This window comes from Acutalibacter sp. 1XD8-36, assembly GCF_009917525.1.
Taxonomy (GTDB): Bacteria; Bacillota; Clostridia; order Oscillospirales; family Acutalibacteraceae; genus Acutalibacter.
Genome location: NZ_QZDU01000002.1, coordinates 163395 through 184812, shown reverse-complemented (window position 1 = coordinate 184812; position 21418 = coordinate 163395). Strand labels below are relative to the sequence as shown.

The window sequence follows — 21418 nt, the reverse complement described above, 5'->3', positions numbered from 1 at the left end:
TATACAATATATTATAGCGGCTCAGCCCCCTTATGTCAATCATTTCCTTACAAAATTATGAATTAAGATATCCGTAAGAAAAATTTTTGGACTTTATCAACTGATTTTACTTGGAAACAGCGGCTATTAGGTGTATACTTAATAGCAGAGCAAGGCTCTACCAACAAATAACTGCGAGGTACAATGGATATGAAGCACTCAAAAACTCCCCCACCCCCGGGGGAGCAGAGCACCCGGGGCGTAAAAAGATTCTACCCCGACCCCGGCGAGGGGCTCTCGCCACAGCAGGTGGAGCAGCGGATGCGCGAGGGCCTGCACAACGGCGACTCGGGGGTGCGCTCAAAAAGCGAGGGGCAGATAATAAGAGAGAACGTATTTACATTTTTCAACCTGTTGAACTTTGCCCTGGCCCTGGCGGTTTTGCTGGTGGGCTCCCCACAGAACGCGCTTTTTATGGGTGTAATACTCTCAAACATAGTGATAGGCTCATTCCAGGGGATAAAGGCCAAGCGCACCATAGACAAGCTTTCCCTGATATCCGCCCCGAAAGCCGTGGCTTTAAGGGGAGGGCAGAGGTATAATGTCCGGGTGGAGGACGTGGTGCTGGACGACGTGCTGATTTTCGGAGCGGGCAACCAGATTTGTGCGGATGCCGTAGTGGTGGGCGGGGAGTGCGAGGTGAACGAGTCCCTGCTTACCGGCGAGTCGGACCCGGTGGTGAAGCAGCCGGGGGACCCGCTGCTCTCGGGGAGCTTTGTGGTGAGCGGCACATGCTCGGCCCAGGTGGAGCATGTGGGTGCGGAGAGCTACGCCAATAAGATAGCCGGAGACGCCAGCTATATGAAAAAGCGCAGCTCCGAGATTATGGACTCCATAGATTTAATTGTTAAGATAATCGGCTTTGCAATACTTCCTGTAGGCGGGGTGCTGTTCTGGAAGCAGTTCTTTGTGCTGGGAGACACCCTGAAAAACTCCGTGGTGAGCACCGTTGCCGCCATGGTGGGCATGATACCCGAGGGGCTGGTGCTGCTGATAAGCCTGGCCTTTGCGGTGAGCGTTATAAAGCTCTCGGCAAGAAAGACGCTGGTGCAGGACATGTACTGTGTTGAGACCCTGGCGAGGGTGGACACCCTCTGCCTTGACAAGACCGGGACTATAACCGAGGGCTCCATGCAGGTGGACGAAATCGTGCCCTTTGAGGGCTTCACAGAGGAGCAGATGAAAGAGGCGCTCACGGCCCTTGTGAACACCCTTACAGACAGCAACCCGACATTTATGGCCCTGAAAGACTGGCTCCCTAATAGCACGGCCTGGAGAGCGGCGGAGGCCGTGCCCTTCTCCTCTGCGCGCAAGTGGAGCGGCGTGTATTTCTCCGGGCGGGGCTGCTATGTGATGGGTGCGGGTGAGTTTATCCTGGGCGATGGCTTCGGGCCGTATAAGAGGAGGGCCGAGGGCTACTCAAAGAACGGACAGAGGGTGCTGCTGATTGCAAGGGCGGACCTGAGCTTTGACGATAAGGCCCTGCCCGAGGGGCTGAAGGCCATGGGCCTGGTGCTCATAAGCGACAAGATAAGGAAGGAAGCCCCCCGAACTCTGCGCTTCTTCGCGGACCAGGGGGTTGACCTGAAGGTGATATCCGGCGACAACGCCGTGACCGTGGCGAACATCGCCAGAAAGGCGGGCCTTGACAACGCCGGCAAATATGTGGACGCCACCACCCTCCACAGTGAGGAGGACATAAAGCGGGCGGTGAAGGAGTACGCGGTGTTCGGGCGGGTGACGCCCCAGCAGAAGCTGGCATTTGTAAAGGCGCTGAAGGAGGACGGGCACACTGTCGCCATGACCGGCGACGGCGTAAACGACGTGCTGGCGCTAAAGGAGGCTGACTGTTCCATAGCCATGGCCTCGGGCAGCGACGCGGCAAGGACCGTATCTAACCTGGTGCTGCTGGACTCGAACTTTGCGTCCATGCCGGTGGTGGTGCAGGAGGGGCGCAGGTCTATCAACAACCTGCAGCGCTCCAGTTCCCTGTTCCTGGTAAAGACTATTTTCTCGGCCCTTATAGGCGTGCTGTTCATCTTTATAAACTACTCCTATCCCTTCCAGCCCATACAGCAGACCCTGATAAGCTCGCTGACAATAGGCGTGCCCTCGTTCATACTGGCGCTGGAGCCCAATAACGACAGGCTTCGGGGCAAGTTTATAAACAACGTGATACGCATGTGCATTCCCGCGGCGCTGACAATGACCGCCAACATAGTGGCCCTCTGTGCCCTGGCAGCGCCTCTTGGACTGACCCCTGAGGAGACCTCCACAATGGCGGTGATAATGACCGCCATGACCGGCTTTATCATGCTCTTTAAAGTGAGCGCCCCATTTAATGCACTTAGAGGCACGCTATTCTTCGGGCTGCTGACGGCGTTCATACTGGCATACAGCTTTCTTGGGAGCCTCTTCCAGCTGGCTGAGCTGACTCTGCCCATGCTTATCGCCCTTATGCCGCTGCTTATATTTGCCATAGTGTTTATGCTGGCAATGCTCCACCTTGTGGACCATGTGATAGCAAACTCCCAGAGCCCGGTGTACCCGTATAGGGTCAGGGCAAGGATGAGAAGGAGGAAGAGATAATGCTGCCTGAAAATGATTTGTTATTTTTGGTAGTCTGGACCTTAACGGTATGCGCTTTAGCGCTGGTGTTTGGCCTTTTGCACCTTATCGCCTGTATAAGCGCCATGGTCAAGGGATACAGGCCCTGGCAGACAGTAATGCTCATAGGTTGCCTTATCACGTTGGCGGCAGTACCGGCCTGTATCCTTGGATGGCCGGGGAATCTGGACGCCATATTGATGGCGGCTGGCGGTGGAACAGTCTGTGGCGCGGCCTTTTATAACGGCCGCCGGGCAATGAAGGAGGCCGGGGATAAGAGGCTCTTCCACCTGTCGCACCATATTTCGAGACTGGCGTTTGTGCTGGTTTTGGTGATGAATTTTATCCGGGTATAGATATAGGTATGGGGATATGCTGAGAAAATATAAAAACAGTTATTTCAGCTTTGTGCTGATGTATGTGGGGTTTTACCTGGCTTTCGCGGCCTATAGCGCGGTGCTGGCGGTATACCTCACAGGCATTGGCAAGGACGACCGGGAGATGTCTCTGATACTCTCTGCGGCGGGGCTTTTCTCCCTTGCCATAGGTCCGGTGCTGGGCTACATAACAGACAGGGCCAGAAACCAGAAGCTTGTGGCGGCAGCTCTGCTGGCTGCAATAGGGCTGCTGGGGATGGTCTTTGCCGGGATGAACGGGCTTGGCATTTTATTTGTGCTGAACGGACTAATAATGTCCGCCCTCAACGGCCTTTCCTCTATCTGCGAGCGGCTGGCGGGGGAGAGCCGGTTCAGGTACGGCACCCTGCGGGTCTGGGGCACCATCGGGTACGCCACAGGGGTCCAGGGGGCGGGCCTGGCAATGGAACTGCTGCCGGGCTATGCCATGTTCCTGCTGACGGCAGCCGCCTGCGGGCTAAGCCTTCTGGGGCTGCTGGGAGTGGAGCTTCAGCCCCATGCGGTAAGGGGCGCTGAAGGTCGTGAGGAGAAGCCAAGGCTCAGAGCGCTGCTTGAGAGTCCGCAGTTCTTTCTGTTCCTTATGGCGGCCTTCATATTCTCTGGGTGCTCCGGGGTGAACATGAATTATTCGCCGGTGCTTTTAACTGGCATGGGCGTATCCACCGGGATAGTGGGGACAGTGCTCTCCGTCAGCACGGTGGTGGAGATACCCCTGTTTTTGTTCTCCCATAAATTCATGGACAGGCTCTCGGGGAAGGTGCTGACAGCGACCTGCTTTGTGCTGGCCATCGGGCAGTTCCTGGTGTATGGCACAGCGAAGTCGCCGGGGGTCGTGATGGCGGTTATAGTGCTGCTCAAGGCGGTTACCTCCACCCTTTATATGATGCTAACCCTAAAGATGGTGAGGTGCCTGGTGCCCGCGGGGCTGACTACCACTGGGCTTGCGGTAGTAGGGGCGGTGAACAGCCTGGCCGGAATCGTAATGCAGAATATCTGCGGCTGGCTTGCAGGGGGATGGGGCATTGGCACGATGTACCTTTTCCTTGCGGGGTGCTGCGGGGCAGGGCTTTTGCTCACAATGTTTCTGCGGGTGCGCAATACAGAAACGGTATTTAGTTAAACCCGCAGGACGCTGACAAATAATCCCAATGAAAGGCAGAAAGCCCAGGGCAAATGCCCCGGGCTTTCCGCTTGAAAAAGGAGATTATGAAAAAGAAAACTTGTACTCGAAATTAGTTGGAAGAGCCTGTATTTGCTGAGAGAATCAGCTCTATTTTAATACCGCTTTCGCCTGTAAGGGGCCGGTCGATGGTGAGGGTCACCTTGTCGCCGGGCTTCTTGGTGGCGAGATAGGAGGAAACTGTATTCTCCGCGACGATTTGCGTATCGTCGATAGCGGTTATGATATCATTGGTTTTAAGCCCTGAGGACCTGGCATTCTCGGTGACGGTCTCTCCCACGCAGTACCCCTGGGGCAGGCCGTAGAAGTTTGACATAGCCCTGTTCACAAAGGCCCCGGTAATGCCCAGCATGGCCCTGTCCTGAACATAGCCGTACTCTATCAAATCGCTGACTATAGGCTGGACCACCGTTGAAGGTATCGCAAAGCCCATGCCCTCGTAATCGGTTGCGGCAATCTTCGAGGAGTTGATGCCGACCACCAGGCCGTCGGAGTTTACCAGCGCGCCGCCGGAGTTGCCGGGGTTTATAGCCGCGTCGGTCTGGATGCAGTTTACAACAAAGCCGGTCTCGCTGTTGGTCACAGGCCTGTTAAGGGCCGAGATATAGCCGATGGTGACGCTGGAGTTGAACTGCAGGCCCCCGGGGTTTCCCACCGCCAGCACCTGGTCGGTGACCTGGAGGTCGTCTGAGCTGCCGAACTCGGCGGGGGTAAGCTTATCCTCGGTGTCCACCTTAATGACAGCCAAATCCGTCTGGGAGTCCTCGCCGACGAGCTGGGCGTCGTAGCTGGTGCCGTCGGAGGTGACTACAGAGATATGGTCCGCCCCGGCAATAACATGCTGGTTTGTGACGATATAGCCGTCTTCAGAAATGATAATGCCCGAACCCTCTCCAGCAGGGGTAAGCTCACCGGAGTTTTCCTCTGACCCGCCGCCCATGAAGAAGTTGCCGAAGAAGCTGTTCTGCTGCTGGACTATCTGGTAGTTCTGCACGCAGACCACGGAGGGTATCACCTTCTGGGCCACCTGCTGGGTAGTCATGCCGCCCTTTGTGGAGGTGGGCGTGGTGCCGGAGTCGCCGGTATCCGCCCTCTTATAGAGAGTGAAGGCGGCGGTCTCTGTGGCGTCATCGGGGCTCTCAATATTTACGACCCCGTTTTGTATCATGGCCGCGAAGACTCCAACAGAGCCCAGTGAAACTACAGCGCAGGCCAGCACCGCCGCCAGGGTTTTTATAAAGAACCTCCCGCCCCGGCGCTTCTTCTGAGGGGAAGCGGGCTTGGGCTGCTGGTAGTAGCCCTGAGGGGCGCCCGGGCCCCAGCTATAGCTGTTCTGCTGCTGTTGGGGCTGGGCCGGCGTCTGGTAGGAGGGCGGGGCCTGGTACTGTGGGTACTGGCTGCCGGTATAGCCGGGGCCTGCGGTCTGAGTGGTGTAAGGGTAGGAGCCGGTGCTGCCGGAGCCTGTGCCGTACTGGGGAGCCGCGGGCTTCTGCTCGGGGGTGTTCCCGCCTTCGTTGGTGTTTTTATTGTCGTTATCATAGGTGTTCATAAAATAGCCGCTCCTTTCGCGTTTCGCTATAGGTTGTTTGCTTACTGTGGCTATATTATGCCCTACGATTGTGAAATCTGTGTGAAGTCTGGGGGAGAATGAGCTGAAAAAATTGTTGCGAAATTTTTAGCCCACCAAGGGGCTTGAAAGGTCCCTCAGCTTTCTCTCGCTGTTCCACATATTGAGAAGCTTAGGGAAGTTCAGGTCGGGCTCTAAAAGAAGCTCCGCCAGGCGGTCCAGAAGGGCCATGTCCTCCTGGGACAGTGCCTCGCCCCTAAAGAGCAGCGGCTCCATAAACCTGGGCTGGAAGACATAGGATATCTCATGGTTCATCAGGGCATGGAAGTCATACACAAGGTATCTGCCCACAGAACGCAGGCCGTTGGTCCCAAGGCCGTCGGCATAGAGGAAGCGGGAGCCGTCGGTTTCGCCCCGGCGTATAGAGAGCCACGCGTCCGCAGGCCAGTCGAACTCCCCGGGCTTTATGTCGTACTGGGCCACAGGCACCGGCAAGCCCTCGTAGAAGCCGTCGGCGTCGAAGGTGAGCCAGCGGCCCTCTCTATCAAGCCAAATTTCGTTTATCCAGTGGTCCATGCTGGCGTCCGGGTTAAGGTATGGCGCGAAGCCCGCCCTGCTGCGGCATGGTATGCCCTTGGACTTGTATATAGACGATACCAGCACCGACACAAACCGACAGGTGAGCACCAGCTTGTGCTCCACCGCCCTGTCGGGCACGAAGCCCCGCTCGTCCAAGCGGAAGAGCCCGGCGGCTATAGCCGGGGCGGTCAGGTAGATATCATCCTGGCACTGAGAACGGTACCATGGCCAGCGGGTCATGTCGCCATAGCGCAGGTCGAAGTTGGCGTTTTTATTGCCCTCTCTCAGGGTGACCCGGTGGATTATCTGGTGGGATATCAGGTGCCCCAGCTCGCTGGGGTCCTCCGGGAGCGAACGGAAATAGTCTGCGTAAAGCCCGGGATAGGTGAAGGGACCGTACTCAAGGTAGTGCTTGTGCATTGCTTCTGTCATTATGATACCTCATTTCTATGGGTTCTGTCAATGGGAAAATATTCTTTTGAATTGCAGGGCCTGGTCCAAGCTTGGCAAGTCCATCATACTAAATATAAAAAAATCTGTCAATAGCCCGAGACTGTCAAATAAAGTTCTCTTTTGTCCGCGGGGCTTATTGACCTTCCGGAGTAAAAGGGGTATAATGAAATAAAAAATAAGATAGGGGTGTGGAGCAATAAAAATACTTATTGTAAACGGCGGGCCCCATAAAGGCAATACATGGCTCTTGACAGAGGAAGCCAAAAGGTTTTTGACGGACATAGACGGGGATATTATATTTTCGGAAGTACACCTGTCAGATATAGGCCTGCCCTTCTGCACAGGCTGTAGCAGCTGCTTTCGCAGAGGGCATTGGACTTGCCCCCACAGCGAAAAAGTTCAGCCGGTCATGGATATGATTGAGGACAGCGACGGCGTTATTTTCTCCGTGCCGTGCTTTCAGGGGCACCTGCCGGGTATACTGAAGAACTTTACCGACCATATGGCGTTCATGCTGCACCGCCCCAGGTATTTCACAAAGAAAGCCCTTGTTATCACCACCACCGGGGGAGTATCGGCCCGGAGCACAACAAAAGCTATGGCGGCAGTCCTCTCTGGCTGGGGTTTCAATAAGTGCTATCAGCTTCCGATAATGGCCCTGAGCTGGAACGACTACAGGCCGTCGGCAAAGGATTTAAAAAGGACCCATGATATAGCAGGAAAGTTCTATGCGGACATAAGCTCCGGGAAGCTGCACGTCCCGGGCGCGGGGGTGCTCATACCCTTTAATTTGTTCCAGGCCATGACAGCCGCCGAAACGGACTACCCCACCGAGGACAACAGCTTCTGGCCCAAATATGCGGGCATGAGATACGCGCCGGGGATACCGCTTACACCCGGGAAGAAGCTTCTGGGCTGGCTGATATACCAGGCCGGACGCAGGCTCTTGAAATCAACTACAGTCACATACAGGAAATAAACCTGTAATTTATAATCTGAAAGGGGCAATATCATGTCTTCTGTCACACCCAAGTTCCCCCATATGCTCCACGGCGGCGACTATAACCCGGACCAGTGGCTTAATAGCCCCGATATCCTCAAAAAGGATATCGAGCTGATGAAGGCCGCGCATATCAACTGTGTGTCCGTGGCTATCTTTGCCTGGGCCAAGCTGGAGCCTGAGGAGGGCCGGTATGAGTTCGGCTGGCTGGAGGATGTCATAAACAACCTCTATGAAAACGGTATCTATACTGTCCTTGCCACGCCCTCGGGGGCAAAGCCCCGGTGGATGAGCGAGAAGTACCCGGAGATACGCCGGGTCTCGAAAGAGGGGGTAAGGGACCTCTCCGGCGAGAGGCATAACCACTGCTATACCTCTCCTGTATACAGGGAGAAGGTGAAGGCAATGGACACGTCTCTTGCAGAGCGCTTCGCAAAGCATCCCGGAGTCATACTCTGGCACCTCTCCAATGAGTACGGCGGTATCTGCTACTGCGATAAATGCCAGGAGGCCTTCAGGGAATGGCTGAAAAAGAAGTACGGCACTATAGACGCGCTGAACCGGCAGTATTGGACCGACTTCTGGGCCCAGACATATAACTCCTTTGAGGAAGTCCAGGCTCCGGCCCCCAACGGCTCCCGCAGCGTGCACGGTCTGTTCCTTGACTGGATGCGCTTTACCACCGACCAGGTCGGGGACTTTATCAAAATGGAGCGGGACGCAGTAAAGGCTGTGGACCCCTCTGTGCCTGTTACGGCTAACCTTATGTATGACTTTATCTGCTATAACTACTTTAAGTGGAAGGACATCCTGGATGTTGTCTCCTGGGACTCCTACCCTGTCTGGAGGGGCAGCGCAGCGGCAGACGTTGAGGAGGCCCAGAACCACGCCCTCTGGCACGATGTAATGCGCTCCTTAAAGCAGAAGCCCTTCTTGCTGATGGAGTCCTGCCCCAGCGCCACCAACTGGCAGCCGGTCTCCAGGCTCAAGCGGCCGGGGATGCAGCTGGCGGCAAGCATGTCCGCTGTGGGCCACGGCTCAAACTCCGTGCAGTATTTCCAGTTCAGGAAGAGCCGGGGCTCCAGCGAGAAGTTCCACGGGGCCGTGGTGGACCATGTGGGCCATGGGGAGACCCGGGCATTTAAGGACGTTGCCCAGGTGGGCGAGCGCCTGGAGCTTCTTGACAGGGCCCTCTATAACAGCGAGGTGAAGCCCGACGTGGCAATAGTCTTCGACACGGAAAACCGCTGGGCAATGGAACACGCCCAGGGCCCTCGCAACTGCGGCATACACTACGCCGAGGCCGTCAGGGACCAGTACAGGGCCCTCTGGCAGATGGGCGTGCCCGTGGACATAGTCGACGAGGAGTGCGATATCTCAAAGTATAAGCTGGTGCTGGCCCCCATGCTCTATATGCTCAGGGCAGGCTTTGAGGAGAAGCTGAAGGCCTTTGTAAAGGACGGCGGCACCCTGGTGGGCACATACCATACCGGCCTTGTAAACGAGAACGACCTTTGCTATCTGGGGGGCTGGCCCGCCGGCGGGCTCCGTGAGCTCTACGGCATATGGAACGAGGAGATAGACGGCCTCTGGGACGGTGAGGAGAACTCCATTATTACTAAGGACGGCAGGAGCTACAGGGTCACAGAGCTCTGTGAGCTGATACATGCAGAGGAGGCTGAGGTTATCGGCACCTATGGCAGCGATTTCTATAAGGGACAGCCCGCCTGGACAGTGGCGGAGTACGGTAAGGGCAAGGCCTACTATGTGGCGGCAAGGGCCGGTGTGGACTTCTACTCCGACTTCCTCGGCACCCTCATACCCGGCCTGGACTGCAAGCGTGCCCTGCCCGGGGAAGTGCCCTTCGGCGTTGAGGCCTGCCTGCGGGAGACGGATACGGAGCGCTTTGTATTCCTGCAAAACTTCACAGGCGAGCCCAAGACAGTAGCCCTCCCCGAGGGTTATATAGACCTGCGCACCGGTGAGGCTGCGGGAAAATTGGAGCTTCGCGGGTATGATTCTGTGACAATAGCCAAGGCAATAGAATAAACCATATGGAGACCGCTGCAAAAGTTTTAACATTTTTGCAGCGGTCTGGTCAGTTTTGGAGTAAATATTCAAAACCGGTTATGTTTCTCAAAATTGGATTGGCAGGGATAGGCGGTATATGCTATAATACCCCCTGAGGAAACTATGTTGAGGCGGACGCGGTTAAGAGGCTGCGCCGCAGAAAGGGAAGGCAAATTTATGGAAGAGAGAGCCCAATCGTTATTCAGTCTTGAGGACCGCGTGGCCCCCCTGGGGATAATAGCCCTGGAGGGCGCGGAGGAGCTGGGTGAAAAGATTGACGCGCACCTGGTACGCTGGGCCAAAGCCGCGGGCATGGATGTAGACAGCTTCATGTTAAGCTGCAGCTGCCCCCGCTTCGGCACCGGGGACGCAAAAGGCCTTATCGAGCAGACCGTAAGAGGGTACGACCTGTACATCGTGGTGGATGTGGGCAATTACAGCCCCACATACCCATATTTCGGCATGGAGAACCACATGTCCCCGGACGACCACTTCCAAAATCTCAAGCGTATTATCCAGGCCGCCAGCGGAAAGGCCCACAGGCTGAACGTGATAATGCCGGTGCTCTACGGCGGCAGGCAGCACCGCAGGAACTACCGGGAGTCCTTGGACTGCGCCTTCGCTCTGCAGGAGCTGCAGAATATGGGGGTCCAGAACGTGGTGACCTTCGACGCCCACGACCCCAGGGTACAGAACGCCGTGCCCCTGATGGGCTTTGACAACCTGAGGCCTTCCTATCAGGTGCTCAAAAAGATGCTCAGAAGCTTCCCGGACATGGTGATAGACAGGGACGAATTCATGGTCATAAGCCCGGACGAGGGGGCCCTGGACCGCAATATGTTCTACGCCTCCGTAATGGGTGTGGAGATGGGCATGTTCTATAAGCGCCGCGACTACTCCCGGGTGGTTGACGGACGCAACCCAATAGTTGCCCACGAGTACCTGGGCTCGGACGTAAAGGGCAAGGACGTATTCGTTGCCGACGACATTATCTCCTCCGGCGAGTCCATGCTGGACATAGCCTATAACGTGAAGGAGAGGGGAGCAAGGCGCTTCTTCTGCTTTGCCACATTTGCCATCTTTGCCAAGGGCCTTGACAGCTTTGACAAGGCTCACAGGGAGGGCTTATTGGACGGGGTGTTCGGGACAAACCTTACATACCGCACCGAGGAGCTGAAGAACAGGCCCTGGTTTTATGAGGTGGACGTGTCCAAGTACATATCCTACTATGTGTCGGCCCTGAATCACGACATATCCACCAGCCAGCTCATAGACCCCCATGCCAAGATGGTGGCCTTGCTTGAAAAGAGGCGGGAGGAGTACCGCAAAAGCCAGCATGAGCAGCTGAAGTTCCAGTAACCACAGGCCGGCCCGGGGAATAGGATGGCGTAAATTAACCGTACAGAGGTGAGAGCTTTGTTCAACAGGCTCAAAGAGGATATCGACGCAGTAATGGACCGTGACCCGGCGGCGAGGTCCAGGCTAGAGGTGTATTTCCTCTACTCGGGCTTCAAGGCTGTGAGGGCCTACAGAAGGGCCAACTGGTTCCAGCGCCACGGCATGAAGTTCATAGCCCGGGCCATCTCCCAGCACTCCAGAAGAAGGACCGGGATTGAGATACACCCGGGGGCCACAATAGGCCGCGGGCTCTTCATAGACCACGGCATGGGGGTCGTCATAGGGGAGACCACGGAGATAGGGGACAACTGCACCATATATCAGAACGTGACCCTTGGGGGCACCGGCAAGGACCAGGGCAAGCGGCACCCGACCCTTGGCAATAACGTGCTTATAGGCGCCGGGGCAAAGGTGCTGGGGCCGTTTACCGTGGGGGACAATGCCCGGGTGGCGGCGGGAGCGGTGGTGCTGGATGCGGTGCCCGAGGGGGCCACGGCTGTGGGCGTACCCGCAAGGGTAGTGCGCATAAACGGCGAGCGTGTGCCGGACCCGAAGCCCAGCAAGATGCTGGACCAGATACACGTGGCCGACCCGGTTTCCATGGAGCTGTGCCGCCTGCGCGGGGAGCTGGAGCGGCTTGAGAAGAAAGTCAACGAGCTGAAAGGACAGTAAAAGTATGAAGCTGACGAATACCCTTACCATGAAGAAGGAAGATTTTGCCACCTATGAGCCGGGCGTCGTGAAGATGTACACCTGCGGGCCCACGGTCTACGGGCGGGCGCATATAGGCAACCTGCGCTCCTATATCATGGAGGACGTGCTGGAAAAGGCCCTGGAGTACGATGGATACCGGGTGGACAGGGTGATGAATATTACCGACGTAGGCCACCTGACCTCGGACGCGGACACCGGGGAGGACAAGATGCTCAAGGGGGCCAGGCAGGAGCATAAATCCGTGCTGGAGCTGGCGGACATGTATACAAAGGCCTTCTTTGAGGACTGCGCGAAGCTCAATATCAGAAAGCCCGGAACGGTCGTGCCGGCAACTACCTGCATAGGCGACTTTATCGAGATGGTGCAGGCCCTGCTGGACAAGGGCTGCGCGTATATAGCCGGGGGCAATGTGTACTTTGACACGTCCAGGCTGGAGCATTACTACGTTTTCGGCAATCAGAACGCCGAGGATTTGGCGGTGGGCGTGCGGGACAGCGTTGAGGCCGACGAGAACAAGCGCAATAAGACGGATTTTGTGCTGTGGTTCACAAAGTCCAAGTTTGAGGACCAGGAGCTCAAGTGGGACAGCCCCTGGGGAGTTGGTTACCCGGGATGGCATATCGAGTGCTCGGCAATCAGCGTTAAGAACCTGGGAGAGTACCTGGACCTGCACTGCGGAGGCATTGACAATGCCTTCCCGCACCACACCAACGAGATAGCCCAGAGCGAGGCGTATCTGGGGCATCCCTGGTGCCGGCACTGGTTCCATGTGCTGCACCTGAACGACGCGGGGGGCAAGATAAGCAAATCCAAGGGGGCTAAGCTGACGGTCTCGTTGCTTGAGGAGAAGGGCTATGACCCGCTGGTATACAGGCTCTTTAACCTTCAGTCCCACTATAGGAAGCCCCTGACCTTCTCCTTCGAGAGCCTTGACAACGCGGCCCAGGCCTATCAGAAGCTGACGGCCCGGGTAACGGCCCTCTCCAAGGATGGGGAGCCGGATATGGTTGGGGCAAAGATATACCGTGAGCAGTTCAGGGAGGCCCTTGGAAACGACCTGAACACATCCCAGGCGCTGACGGTGCTGTATGATATGCTGAAGTCTGACTTGAGCGACAGCACGAAGCGCTGGCTTGCGGGAGACTTTGACAAGGTGCTGGGGCTGGACCTGCTTGCCGGTAAGGGCGCGGAGGCTTCGGAGCCGGTGGACGGTGAGCTGGCAGGGGAGATAGAGGAGCTGATAGCCAGGCGCGCACAGGCCCGGAAGAATAAGGACTGGGCGGCGGCGGACGCTATCAGGGATGAGCTTGCGGCAAGGCGGGTTGTCATAAAGGATACGCCCGAGGGCGTTAAGTGGCATATAGAAAGCTGACGGGTTATACTTTGAGATAACTCAGTGTCTGGGGCGGCGCCCCAAGAAAGAAGGTTGTCAAAATGCAGATATCAGGAAGGCGGGCTATGGCCCTGCTGGAAAAAATTGGCTTTACCAGAGTGGCGGGCTCCCCCGAGGAGCTGAAGGCCGCGGAGATACTGAAGGCCGAATGCGAGGCCATAGGCGTGGCCGCCGAGCTCCAGAGCTTTGAGATAGAGGATGCTGAGATAGAGACGGCGACGCTGGAAATTACTGAGCCCTATAGGGCCGAGTATCCGGTGACCGGCTATAAATGCGCGAAGAATACCTATCAGGGGGGGCTTGAGGCCGATTTCCTGTACGTTGAGGACGGCAACGAGGTAGACCTTGCAAAGGCAGAGGGCAAGATAGTCCTTATAAACGGCTTTCTGAGGGTCCCAGTATACCGCCGGCTGATAAAGGCGGGAGTGGCGGGGATAGTCACTATGGAGGGGCAGCTCCGGGACGACCGCGAGGGCACGGACCTCTCCACCAGGAAGCTGAGAAGGACCCTTAGGGCCTTCGGCAGCGTGCCCATGGTGCATACCAGGGTGCTGGACGCCATAGATATGGTGCGCAGGGGAGCCTGCAAAGCCAGGCTGGTGCTGAAGAACGAGACTGTGGAGAGGACCTCCCACAACGTGATAGCCACCATAACCGGCACTGAGAGGCCCGAGGAGATAATCTCCTTCGGCGCGCACTATGATTCCGTGGATTTTTCAAAGGGGGTCTATGACAACGGCGCAGGCTCTGTTATAAATATGGAGCTCCTGCGGTACTTTAAGGAGAACCCCCCGAAGCGCACGGTGAAGTTCATGTGGTACGGCTCCGAGGAGATAGGCCTTGAGGGCAGCTGGGCCTATGTTAAGGCGCATAAGGACGAGCTCAAGGACCACCTGCTGATGATAAACGTGGACGTGGGCGGGCCAATTCTGGGCCGGGACTCTGTGGCTGTTATGGCTGAGGAGGATTTGGTTAAGTACGTGGACTACGCCTCAAAGATACACGGCTACTCAGCTAAAATAGAACAGCGAATCTATTCCAGCGACTCCATTCCCTTTGCGGACAGCGGCGTACCTGCGGTGAACTTCTGCCGCTTTGGGGCCCCGGGCGCGGCGTATATACACGACCGCTTCGACACCCTGGATTTTCTCTCAGCAGAGGCCCTGGAGAAGACCGGAAACTATGTGCTGGCATTCTCAAGGGAGATGGTGAACGCCGCGGCCTTCCCGGTGAAGCGGGAGATACCGAAGAATATTGTAGAGGAAGTCGAGAAATATCTCTACAAGAAGGAACTGGCTGAGGCTGAGGAGAATAAGTAAGGGCTATAACTATCGTGAAGAAATAATAAAAAGATAAGGGCTCTCCTATAGGGGGAGCCCTTATCTTTTTCCTGCGCATAAAACCAAGGTTATACAGCCACCCTACTACAGCGAGGTGATAATATGGACTCACTCTGGACAAAAACCGCGAGCCTCCCTGAGTTCCCCGCTCTGGAGGGGGACATTGAGACCGGCGTGCTGATAGTCGGCGGGGGAATGGCGGGAGTGCTCTGCACCTGGCAGCTGGCCCGGGCGGGGGCAGACTGCGTGCTGGTGGAGGCGGACCGCATAGGTGGAGGAATCACAAAGAATACCACCGCTAAAATAACCGCCCAGCACGGGCTGATATACGACAAGCTCGTAAGCAAATATGGCGAGGAGACTGCGGGGCTGTACCTGAGGGCGAATCTGGAGGCCGGGGAGCGCTACAGGGAGCTCTGCCGGGATATAGACTGCGATTATGAGGAGCTGGACTCGTTTGTGTATTCACTGGACGACCCGGAGAAAATCAGGCGGGAAGTGGAGGCGCTGCGGCTGCTGGGCTTTGACGCTGCCGAGGAGACAGAGCTGCCGCTGCCATTTAAGACGGCGGGGGCGGTGCGCTTTCCCAAGCAGGCCCAGTTCCATCCGCTGAAATTCCTGGCGGCTGTCACCAAGGGGCTTTGTATATATGAGCACACAAAGGTGCTGGAGCTGGGCCCGGGGCAGGCAGTCACCAATAGGGGGACTATAAAGGCTGACAAAATAATAATAGCCACCCACTTCCCCATACTCAATAAGCACGGTGGATATTTTGTGAAACTATACCAGGAACGCTCCTATGTACTTGCCCTTCAGGGCGCTATAAATGAGGGGCAGGGCCTTAGGGGAATGTACGTGGACGGGAGCGCGCAGGGGCTCAGCCTCAGAAGCCATAAAGACAATCTCCTGCTGGGCGGCGGGAGCCACCGCACAGGCAAGCCCGGAGGCTGGCAGGGCCTGGAGGCCTTCGCCAAAGAATACTATCCCCAGGCGAAAATAACCGCCCGCTGGGCTACCCAGGACTGTATGAGCCTTGACGGTATGCCGTATATCGGGCGGTACTCCCGGGGCACAGAGGGCCTGTACACCGCCACCGGCTTCAACAAGTGGGGCATGACCTCCTCCATGGCTGCGGCAAACCTGCTGACGGACCTTGTGCTTGGCAGGGAGAATCCCTTTGAGGGGGTATCCGACCCCTCCAGAAGCATTTTGCACCCACAGCTGGCGGTAAATGTTTTCGAGGCCGCAGTCGGGCTGCTGACGCCGACTGTGCCCCGCTGTCCCCATATGGGGTGCGCATTAAAGTACAACGCCGCCGAGCACAGCTGGGACTGCCCCTGCCACGGCTCCAGGTTTGGAGAGGACGGCAGGCTTATCGACAATCCCGCAACAGATGACAGAAAATAGTTTATAATAAAATATAGTCATATAATAATATTACGAGACAAAAATAAAAAGGCCCTTGATACTCCTAGTTTCTCTTGGTTTAACACAAACTCAAGAAATAAAGGTATCAAGGGCCTATATTGGGTTAGTGCCTTAATTATTTAATACTATAATTTTAATCATCGGCCTTTGCGGAGCCCGGCAGCACCGTCACCCGGATTTCCTCGGCACGGTTCCCGCCGGCCTTTGTCACAAGGAACTGCACGTTCTCAAACTGCAGGCTGTCGCCCACCTGAGGTATGCGGTCAAGCTTTTCAGCTAGCCAGCCGTTGACCGTTGAAGCGTCGGTCTCGCATTTTATGCCCAGAAGCTGGAAAAGGTCGTCGGTGTCAGCAGAGCCGTACACCCGGTAGAAGCCCTCGCCGATGGGCAGGATACCCTCCTGCACCACGTCATCGTGTTCATCCCAGATTTCGCCAACCAGCTCCTCAATGATGTCCTCCAGGGTCACAATGCCCTCTGTGCCGCCGAACTCATCCACAATTACCGCCATATGCTGCTTGCGCTGCTGCAAAAGCCGCAGCAGGTCTGATATTTTCATGGAGGGCGGTATAAACTCGGCAGGCTTTAAAATGCTCGTTATGTCCCTGTCGTTGACCCAGATTTTCGAGAAGAAATCCTTTTCATGTATCACGCCGATGATGCTGTCAATGGTGTCGTCATACACCGGCAGGCGGGAGTAGCCCGTCTCCCGGAACACCGCCGAGGCCTCGTCGGGCGTGCAGTCCCTGGGCACGGCCTCCACATCAACCCGGGGGGTCATTATCTCTATGGCCTGGATATCGTCAAACTCTATCACGTTGCGGAGCATGGCGCTCTCGCTCTTGTCAATGCCGCCGTCCTGCTCGGCCTCCTCAACCAGGGTGAGCAGCTCGTCGCCGGTGACCCCCCTCTCGGGGGCGGGGCGCACGAGCTTTGAAAGGCCCTTTTTAAGCTGTGAGAATAGGAAGTTCACCGGCTTTAGAAGCACTATCAGCAGCCTGATAAAGGGCGCCGAAATCATGGCGAAGGCCTCCGCGTTCTCCTTTGCCAGGCTCTTGGGGGAGACCTCACCAAAGACCAGGACAACTATCGTCATGACTATAGTTGACACAGTGGGCCCGCTGGCGTCGCCCAGGGCCTTGACAAAGAGCAGGGTAGAGATGGTCGTGCTGGCAATGTTCACCAGGTTGTTGCCAACTAGGATAGTGGAGAGCAGCTCGTCGTAGTTCTCAGAAAGTTCAAAGGTGAGCTTCGCGCGCTTGTTCCCCGCGTTCATCAGGCTCTTGAGCCGGATGCGGTTCAGGGAGGAAAAGGCCGTCTCTGTTGCCGAGAAGTAGGCGGAGCCCGCTATCAGCAGGATTAGAACGATTATTAACGTGGTACTGTGACTGTCCATGGGGGGAAAAACCAACACCTTTACTGTAAAATTTCGTACATTATAACATAGAGCTCAGGAAAATGCAAGCTATTATCCGGCAGACCCCCTTGCATAACTCCCCGGTTTTTGATATAATGGCCTATATATTGCCCTATTAAAACCCAAGTGAGGTACTAAAACTATGATTAAAAAGCTTTTGGCGGTTATACTTTGCGCGGGCCTTGTGCTTGCGGGAATGGCTGGGTGCTCCAATGTGTCGGACCTGGTATCGGGAGTGGCGGCCGGAGAGTTCCCTGTAACGATAAATGACGTTACCATAGGAGGGAGGCCTTCCAAGGTTGCGGTGCTCTCCCCAAGCCTTGCGGACGTGGTGCTGGCCTTAGGGTGCGAGACCCAGCTGGCGGCCTGCTCCGGGGCGTGCACCCAGGGCGGGCTTGCCTCCCTGACGAAGGTGGACCCGGGGGACGTACAGGCAATCTCCGCGGTAAACCCGGACCTTATACTGCTGGACCCGGGCTGCGCCGGGGCTGAGCAGGCCCTTAAAGAGGCGGGCTTCACAGTCCTGAACATAGCGCCCGCTGTTAATAGGGAGGATTTTGAGCGGCTGTACTCCCAGGTTTCATCGGCCCTCTGCGGAGGCGGACCCGGATACGACAAGGGCATAGAGTGCGCCCAGGATATCTTTGGGGTGCTGGACGATATCAACAGGCTGGTGCCACAGCAGGATACCGTTACCACCGCATGTTATTTATATGACCTGAACGGCTCAGCCGTTACCGGGGATACCCTTACCAGTACAATTATGACCTACTGCGGGGTGACGAATATCTTCAGCAGCCTCTCAGGCGGGCAGTATAGCGAGGACGACCTGAGAGTCTCAAACCCCACCGTTATCTTCTGCCGCCCGGGGCTTACAGAGGAGCTGAGGAACGACAGCAGGTATAATAACCTGATGGCTGTGAGAGAGGGGAATATTGTGGAGCTTGAGCCCAGTGAGGTGGAGTGGCAGGGGCGCACGGTTATAAACGCCGCCATAGCCATAAGCGGCGGGGCATACCCTGAGATGCTTGAGGAGACATCTATAGGGGAGAATACCGACCCCACCAGCAAGATAGAGGACAACGTGAGCTCGGCTCTTGCCAGCGCACGGCCCGAGGACAGCAGCGCCCCGGAGTATGAGCAGCTGAGCCCGGAGGACCAGAGCGAGGAAGTATATAAAATGCAGGAGCGCCTGGAGGAGCTGGGATATCTTGACACAGAGTACGACGGCTACTACGGCGAGCATACCGGCGAGTGCGTGAAGGAGTTCCAGAGGGTGAACGGCCTGGAGCAGACCGGCGTTGCGGATGTGGACACATTGAAGCGGCTGTACTCCACCCTTGCAAAGGACAAGGACGGCAAGGTGCCCGCCATTGAAAACGCGCCCACCATGGGGCCGAACAGCGGCGATAACAGCAGCAGTAGCAGCAGCGAAGACGGTGACGGGAGCAGCAGCGAGGGCTAGAGTCCTGCCTGAGGGATAGGATAGAGAGGATTGGAAAATGAGGCTTTTAACCAGAGACCGTTCGTTTTACAGGACGCTTATCGCCCTGGCGATACCGATTTCCCTGCAGAACCTAATCACCTTCGCGGTGGGCTTTGCAGACAACCTGATGATAGGCAGGCTGGGTGACAACGCCATCTCCGGCGTATACGTGGGCGGGCAGGTACAGACGGTTGTGCAGATGTTCATTGGCGGCGTTGAGGGCGCCATACTGATACTTGCCGCCCAGTATTGGGGGAAGAAGGATACCGAGAGCATACGCCGTGTGGTGAGCATTGGGGTAAAGCTTGCGGCGGCGGTGGGCTTTGCGTTCAGCCTGGTGACAGTTTTGTTCCCCGGGTTTATTATCGGCCTCTTTACCAGGGAGGCCGGTGTAATCGCCGAGGGCACGGTTTACTTACAGATAGTGGGCTTTACATATCTCTTCTTCAGCGTTTCACAGGTGATGATAGCGTCAATGCGAAGCGTAGAGACGGCGAAAATCGGCCTGTACATATCAATAATGGCCCTAATAGTAAACGTGGGGCTGAACTACGTGCTAATCTTCGGCAAGCTGGGCCTGCCGGCGCTGGGGGTGAGGGGCGCGGCTGTTGCCACGCTTATCTCCCGGGTGCTGGAGGCTTCGGTGAGCGTGGGATACGTGTTTATAGCGGACAGGAAGCTGAAGCTTGGGCTGAAGGACCTGCTGCGCACAGACAGGCAGCTATTGCGGGACTTTATAAAGTACGGCCTGCCGATTATAGGCGGGCAGGTGGTGTGGTCGGTAAATATGCTGGCTAACACCAAGATAATGGGCGTGTACAGCGCCGGAGTAATGGCCGCGGTAAGCATAACCGGTATGCTCCACAACCTGATATATGTGTGGATGAACGGCCTGAGCTCGGCGGTGGGCATAATCACCGGCAAGACCGTGGGGGCCGGGCAGTATGAAAAGATGAAGGAGTACGCCAGGACAGTGCAGATAATATTCCTGATGGTGGGAGTGCTGTCGGGAGGGATAGTGCTCCTTGCAAGGGATGGGTTTGTGTCCCTTTATGACGTGACCCCTGAGGCGCTCAGCTTCTCCAGGGAGTTTATCAACGTGATATCCGTGACCATAGTCGGCACCTGCTATCAGGCGGCTTGCCTCTTCGGGCTGGTGAAATCCGGCGGCGATATCAGCTTTGTGTTTAAGAACGACACGATATTTGTGTTTTTAGTGGTGCTGCCGTCTGCAATAATTTGCCAGTGGCTGGGCGCGCCGGCCTGGGTGGTGTTCGCGGCCCTGAAGTGCGACCAGATACTCAAGTGCTTTGTGGCGGTAGTGAAGATAAACAGGTTTAACTGGATGAAAAATTTGACAAGGGACAGTCTGGAGGCAACTGATGGACAGGCGTGATTTGACCCATGGCGGTATGCTGGCGCTGGCGGCGTTCATATGGGGGACGGCATTTGTGGCACAGAGCCTTGGAATGGAGCATATCGGCCCCTGCGCCTTTAACGGCGCGAGGAGCTTTGTAGGGTGCATAGTCCTGCTGCCGGTAATCGCAGCTGGCAGGAGACTGCGGGGAGCGGGAAAGGGTCAGGGGGGCAGCGCTCCACTGCAGAGTCAGAGCTCCAAGGTACTATGGCTGGGCGGCGCCGCGTGCGGAGTGTTGCTGGCAGGAGCAAGCCTGCTCCAACAGGCAAGCCTGCAATACACCACCGCCGGAAAGGCAGGCTTCCTAACCTCCCTATACATAGTAATAGTCCCCGTACTGGGCATATTCCTGGGCCGCAAGGCCGGCGGCAAGGTCTGGGCGGCGGTAGTGCTGGCACTGGCAGGGGCATACCTCTTGAGCGTAGCGGGCGGCGGGGGCTTCTCCATAGGCCTGGGCGATAGCCTGGTGATGATATGCGCTGTGATATTCTCCCTGCACATAATGGTAATAGACCGGGTATCCCCAAAGGTAAACGGAATACAGCTCTCCTGCATCCAGTTCCTGGTGGCGGGCATAATATCCGTAATATGCGCGGCAATTCTGGAGCGGGACAGCTTCACCTTAAGCGGACTGCTGGCCTCCTGGGGCCCGCTGCTCTATGTGGGGGTATTATCCAGCGGGGTCGCCTATACTTTGCAGATAGTGGGCCAGGCGGGGCTGAATCCGGCGGTGGCCTCCCTTATCATGAGCTTGGAGTCGGTGTTTGCAGCCATATCCGGCTGGCTCGTGCTGAGCCAGCCCCTTTCTGGGCGGGAGCTTGCAGGCTGCGCCCTGGTGTTCGCGGGGGTCATACTGGCCCAGCTTCCGGGAAGAAAAGCGGCGGGAAACAGGTAAATTTGGGGGACTCCCAAAA

The 21418-nt window shown here is 56.6% G+C and carries 16 protein-coding genes; 13 read left to right on the top strand and 3 right to left on the bottom strand.

What is annotated here, in order from left to right:
* Positions 1-189 precede the first annotated feature (189 nt).
* From D5270_RS04355 to D5270_RS04345, 3 genes are read left to right on the top strand one after another with little or no spacing between them, the layout of a single operon-like run.
* The gene (locus D5270_RS04355) at positions 190-2628 is read left to right on the top strand and encodes a cation-translocating P-type ATPase (protein ID WP_166542935.1); all 2439 of its coding nucleotides are present in this window, start codon (positions 190-192) and stop codon (positions 2626-2628) included.
* Entirely contained in the window at positions 2628-3002 is a 375-nt protein-coding gene (locus tag D5270_RS04350) for a hypothetical protein (RefSeq protein ID WP_166542934.1), read from the top strand. Before D5270_RS04355 ends, D5270_RS04350 begins: the two co-directional genes overlap by 1 nt.
* 16 nt (positions 3003-3018) lie before the next feature.
* A complete protein-coding gene (locus tag D5270_RS04345) occupies positions 3019-4182 on the top strand; it encodes an MFS transporter (protein ID WP_166542933.1) in 1164 nt (387 codons plus the stop codon).
* Between the two features lie 112 nt (positions 4183-4294).
* Here the strand turns inward: D5270_RS04345 and D5270_RS04340 are convergent, their stop codons facing one another.
* Positions 4295-5791 carry a S1C family serine protease gene (locus tag D5270_RS04340; RefSeq protein ID WP_166542932.1) on the bottom strand — a complete coding sequence of 499 codons (1497 nt, stop codon included), beginning with the start codon at positions 5789-5791 and terminating at the stop codon, positions 4295-4297.
* 126 nt (positions 5792-5917) lie between these two features.
* Positions 5918-6820 (bottom strand): transglutaminase domain-containing protein, encoded by a 903-nt coding sequence (locus D5270_RS04335; protein ID WP_166542931.1) that lies wholly within the window; start codon positions 6818-6820, stop codon positions 5918-5920.
* 217 nt (positions 6821-7037) lie between these two features.
* Here D5270_RS04335 and D5270_RS04330 point away from each other — a divergent pair, with 217 nt between their 5' ends.
* From D5270_RS04330 to D5270_RS04300, 7 genes are all read left to right on the top strand, one after another.
* Positions 7038-7820, top strand: coding sequence for a flavodoxin family protein (locus D5270_RS04330; protein ID WP_166543323.1), 783 nt, complete (start codon positions 7038-7040; stop codon positions 7818-7820).
* Between the two features lie 33 nt (positions 7821-7853).
* On the top strand, positions 7854-9890 hold the full coding sequence (locus D5270_RS04325; protein WP_166542930.1) for a beta-galactosidase: 2037 nt from the start codon (positions 7854-7856) through the stop codon (positions 9888-9890).
* A gap of 198 nt (positions 9891-10088) precedes the next feature.
* Positions 10089-11270: a ribose-phosphate pyrophosphokinase gene (locus D5270_RS04320; RefSeq protein WP_166542929.1), complete on the top strand. Its 1182-nt coding sequence runs from the start codon at positions 10089-10091 to the stop codon at positions 11268-11270.
* Between the two features lie 57 nt (positions 11271-11327).
* Positions 11328-11981 (top strand): serine O-acetyltransferase, encoded by a 654-nt coding sequence (gene cysE / locus D5270_RS04315; protein WP_166543322.1) that lies wholly within the window; start codon positions 11328-11330, stop codon positions 11979-11981.
* Between the two features lie 4 nt (positions 11982-11985).
* Entirely contained in the window at positions 11986-13395 is a 1410-nt protein-coding gene (gene cysS / locus D5270_RS04310; RefSeq protein WP_166542928.1) for a cysteine--tRNA ligase, read from the top strand.
* Positions 13396-13457: 62 nt separating this feature from the next.
* A complete protein-coding gene (locus tag D5270_RS04305) occupies positions 13458-14735 on the top strand; it encodes a M28 family metallopeptidase (RefSeq protein ID WP_166542927.1) in 1278 nt (425 codons plus the stop codon).
* 123 nt (positions 14736-14858) lie between these two features.
* The gene (locus D5270_RS04300) at positions 14859-16163 is read left to right on the top strand and encodes an FAD-dependent oxidoreductase (RefSeq protein ID WP_166542926.1); all 1305 of its coding nucleotides are present in this window, start codon (positions 14859-14861) and stop codon (positions 16161-16163) included.
* Between the two features lie 154 nt (positions 16164-16317).
* On the opposite strand, the gene D5270_RS04295 is transcribed toward D5270_RS04300, so the two are convergent.
* Entirely contained in the window at positions 16318-17580 is a 1263-nt protein-coding gene (locus D5270_RS04295) for an HlyC/CorC family transporter (protein ID WP_166542925.1), read from the bottom strand.
* Between the two features lie 163 nt (positions 17581-17743).
* Here D5270_RS04295 and D5270_RS04290 point away from each other — a divergent pair, with 163 nt between their 5' ends.
* Genes D5270_RS04290 through D5270_RS04280 form a run of 3 tightly spaced genes read left to right on the top strand, consistent with a single transcriptional unit; the run spans position 17744 to position 21399 of the window.
* On the top strand, positions 17744-19066 hold the full coding sequence (locus D5270_RS04290; RefSeq protein ID WP_166542924.1) for a peptidoglycan-binding protein: 1323 nt from the start codon (positions 17744-17746) through the stop codon (positions 19064-19066).
* Positions 19067-19103: 37 nt separating this feature from the next.
* Complete coding sequence (locus D5270_RS04285) at positions 19104-20483, top strand: MATE family efflux transporter (RefSeq protein ID WP_166542923.1); 1380 nt, start codon at positions 19104-19106, stop codon at positions 20481-20483.
* Positions 20470-21399: a DMT family transporter gene (locus D5270_RS04280; protein WP_166542922.1), complete on the top strand. Its 930-nt coding sequence runs from the start codon at positions 20470-20472 to the stop codon at positions 21397-21399. The genes D5270_RS04285 and D5270_RS04280 overlap by 14 nt, the downstream gene beginning before the upstream one ends.
* Positions 21400-21418: the final 19 nt, after the last annotated feature.

Coding starts and splice junctions, on each gene's coding strand:
- D5270_RS04355 (WP_166542935.1), top strand. CDS start 190: ATGAAGCACTCAAAAACTCCCCCACCCCCGGGGGAGCAGAGCACCCGG.
- D5270_RS04350 (WP_166542934.1), top strand. CDS start 2,628: ATGCTGCCTGAAAATGATTTGTTATTTTTGGTAGTCTGGACCTTAACG.
- D5270_RS04345 (WP_166542933.1), top strand. CDS start 3,019: ATGCTGAGAAAATATAAAAACAGTTATTTCAGCTTTGTGCTGATGTAT.
- D5270_RS04340 (WP_166542932.1), bottom strand. CDS start 5,791: ATGAACACCTATGATAACGACAATAAAAACACCAACGAAGGCGGGAAC.
- D5270_RS04335 (WP_166542931.1), bottom strand. CDS start 6,820: ATGACAGAAGCAATGCACAAGCACTACCTTGAGTACGGTCCCTTCACC.
- D5270_RS04325 (WP_166542930.1), top strand. CDS start 7,854: ATGTCTTCTGTCACACCCAAGTTCCCCCATATGCTCCACGGCGGCGAC.
- D5270_RS04320 (WP_166542929.1), top strand. CDS start 10,089: ATGGAAGAGAGAGCCCAATCGTTATTCAGTCTTGAGGACCGCGTGGCC.
- cysS (WP_166542928.1), top strand. CDS start 11,986: ATGAAGCTGACGAATACCCTTACCATGAAGAAGGAAGATTTTGCCACC.
- D5270_RS04305 (WP_166542927.1), top strand. CDS start 13,458: ATGCAGATATCAGGAAGGCGGGCTATGGCCCTGCTGGAAAAAATTGGC.
- D5270_RS04300 (WP_166542926.1), top strand. CDS start 14,859: ATGGACTCACTCTGGACAAAAACCGCGAGCCTCCCTGAGTTCCCCGCT.
- D5270_RS04295 (WP_166542925.1), bottom strand. CDS start 17,580: ATGGACAGTCACAGTACCACGTTAATAATCGTTCTAATCCTGCTGATA.
- D5270_RS04290 (WP_166542924.1), top strand. CDS start 17,744: ATGATTAAAAAGCTTTTGGCGGTTATACTTTGCGCGGGCCTTGTGCTT.
- D5270_RS04285 (WP_166542923.1), top strand. CDS start 19,104: ATGAGGCTTTTAACCAGAGACCGTTCGTTTTACAGGACGCTTATCGCC.
- D5270_RS04280 (WP_166542922.1), top strand. CDS start 20,470: ATGGACAGGCGTGATTTGACCCATGGCGGTATGCTGGCGCTGGCGGCG.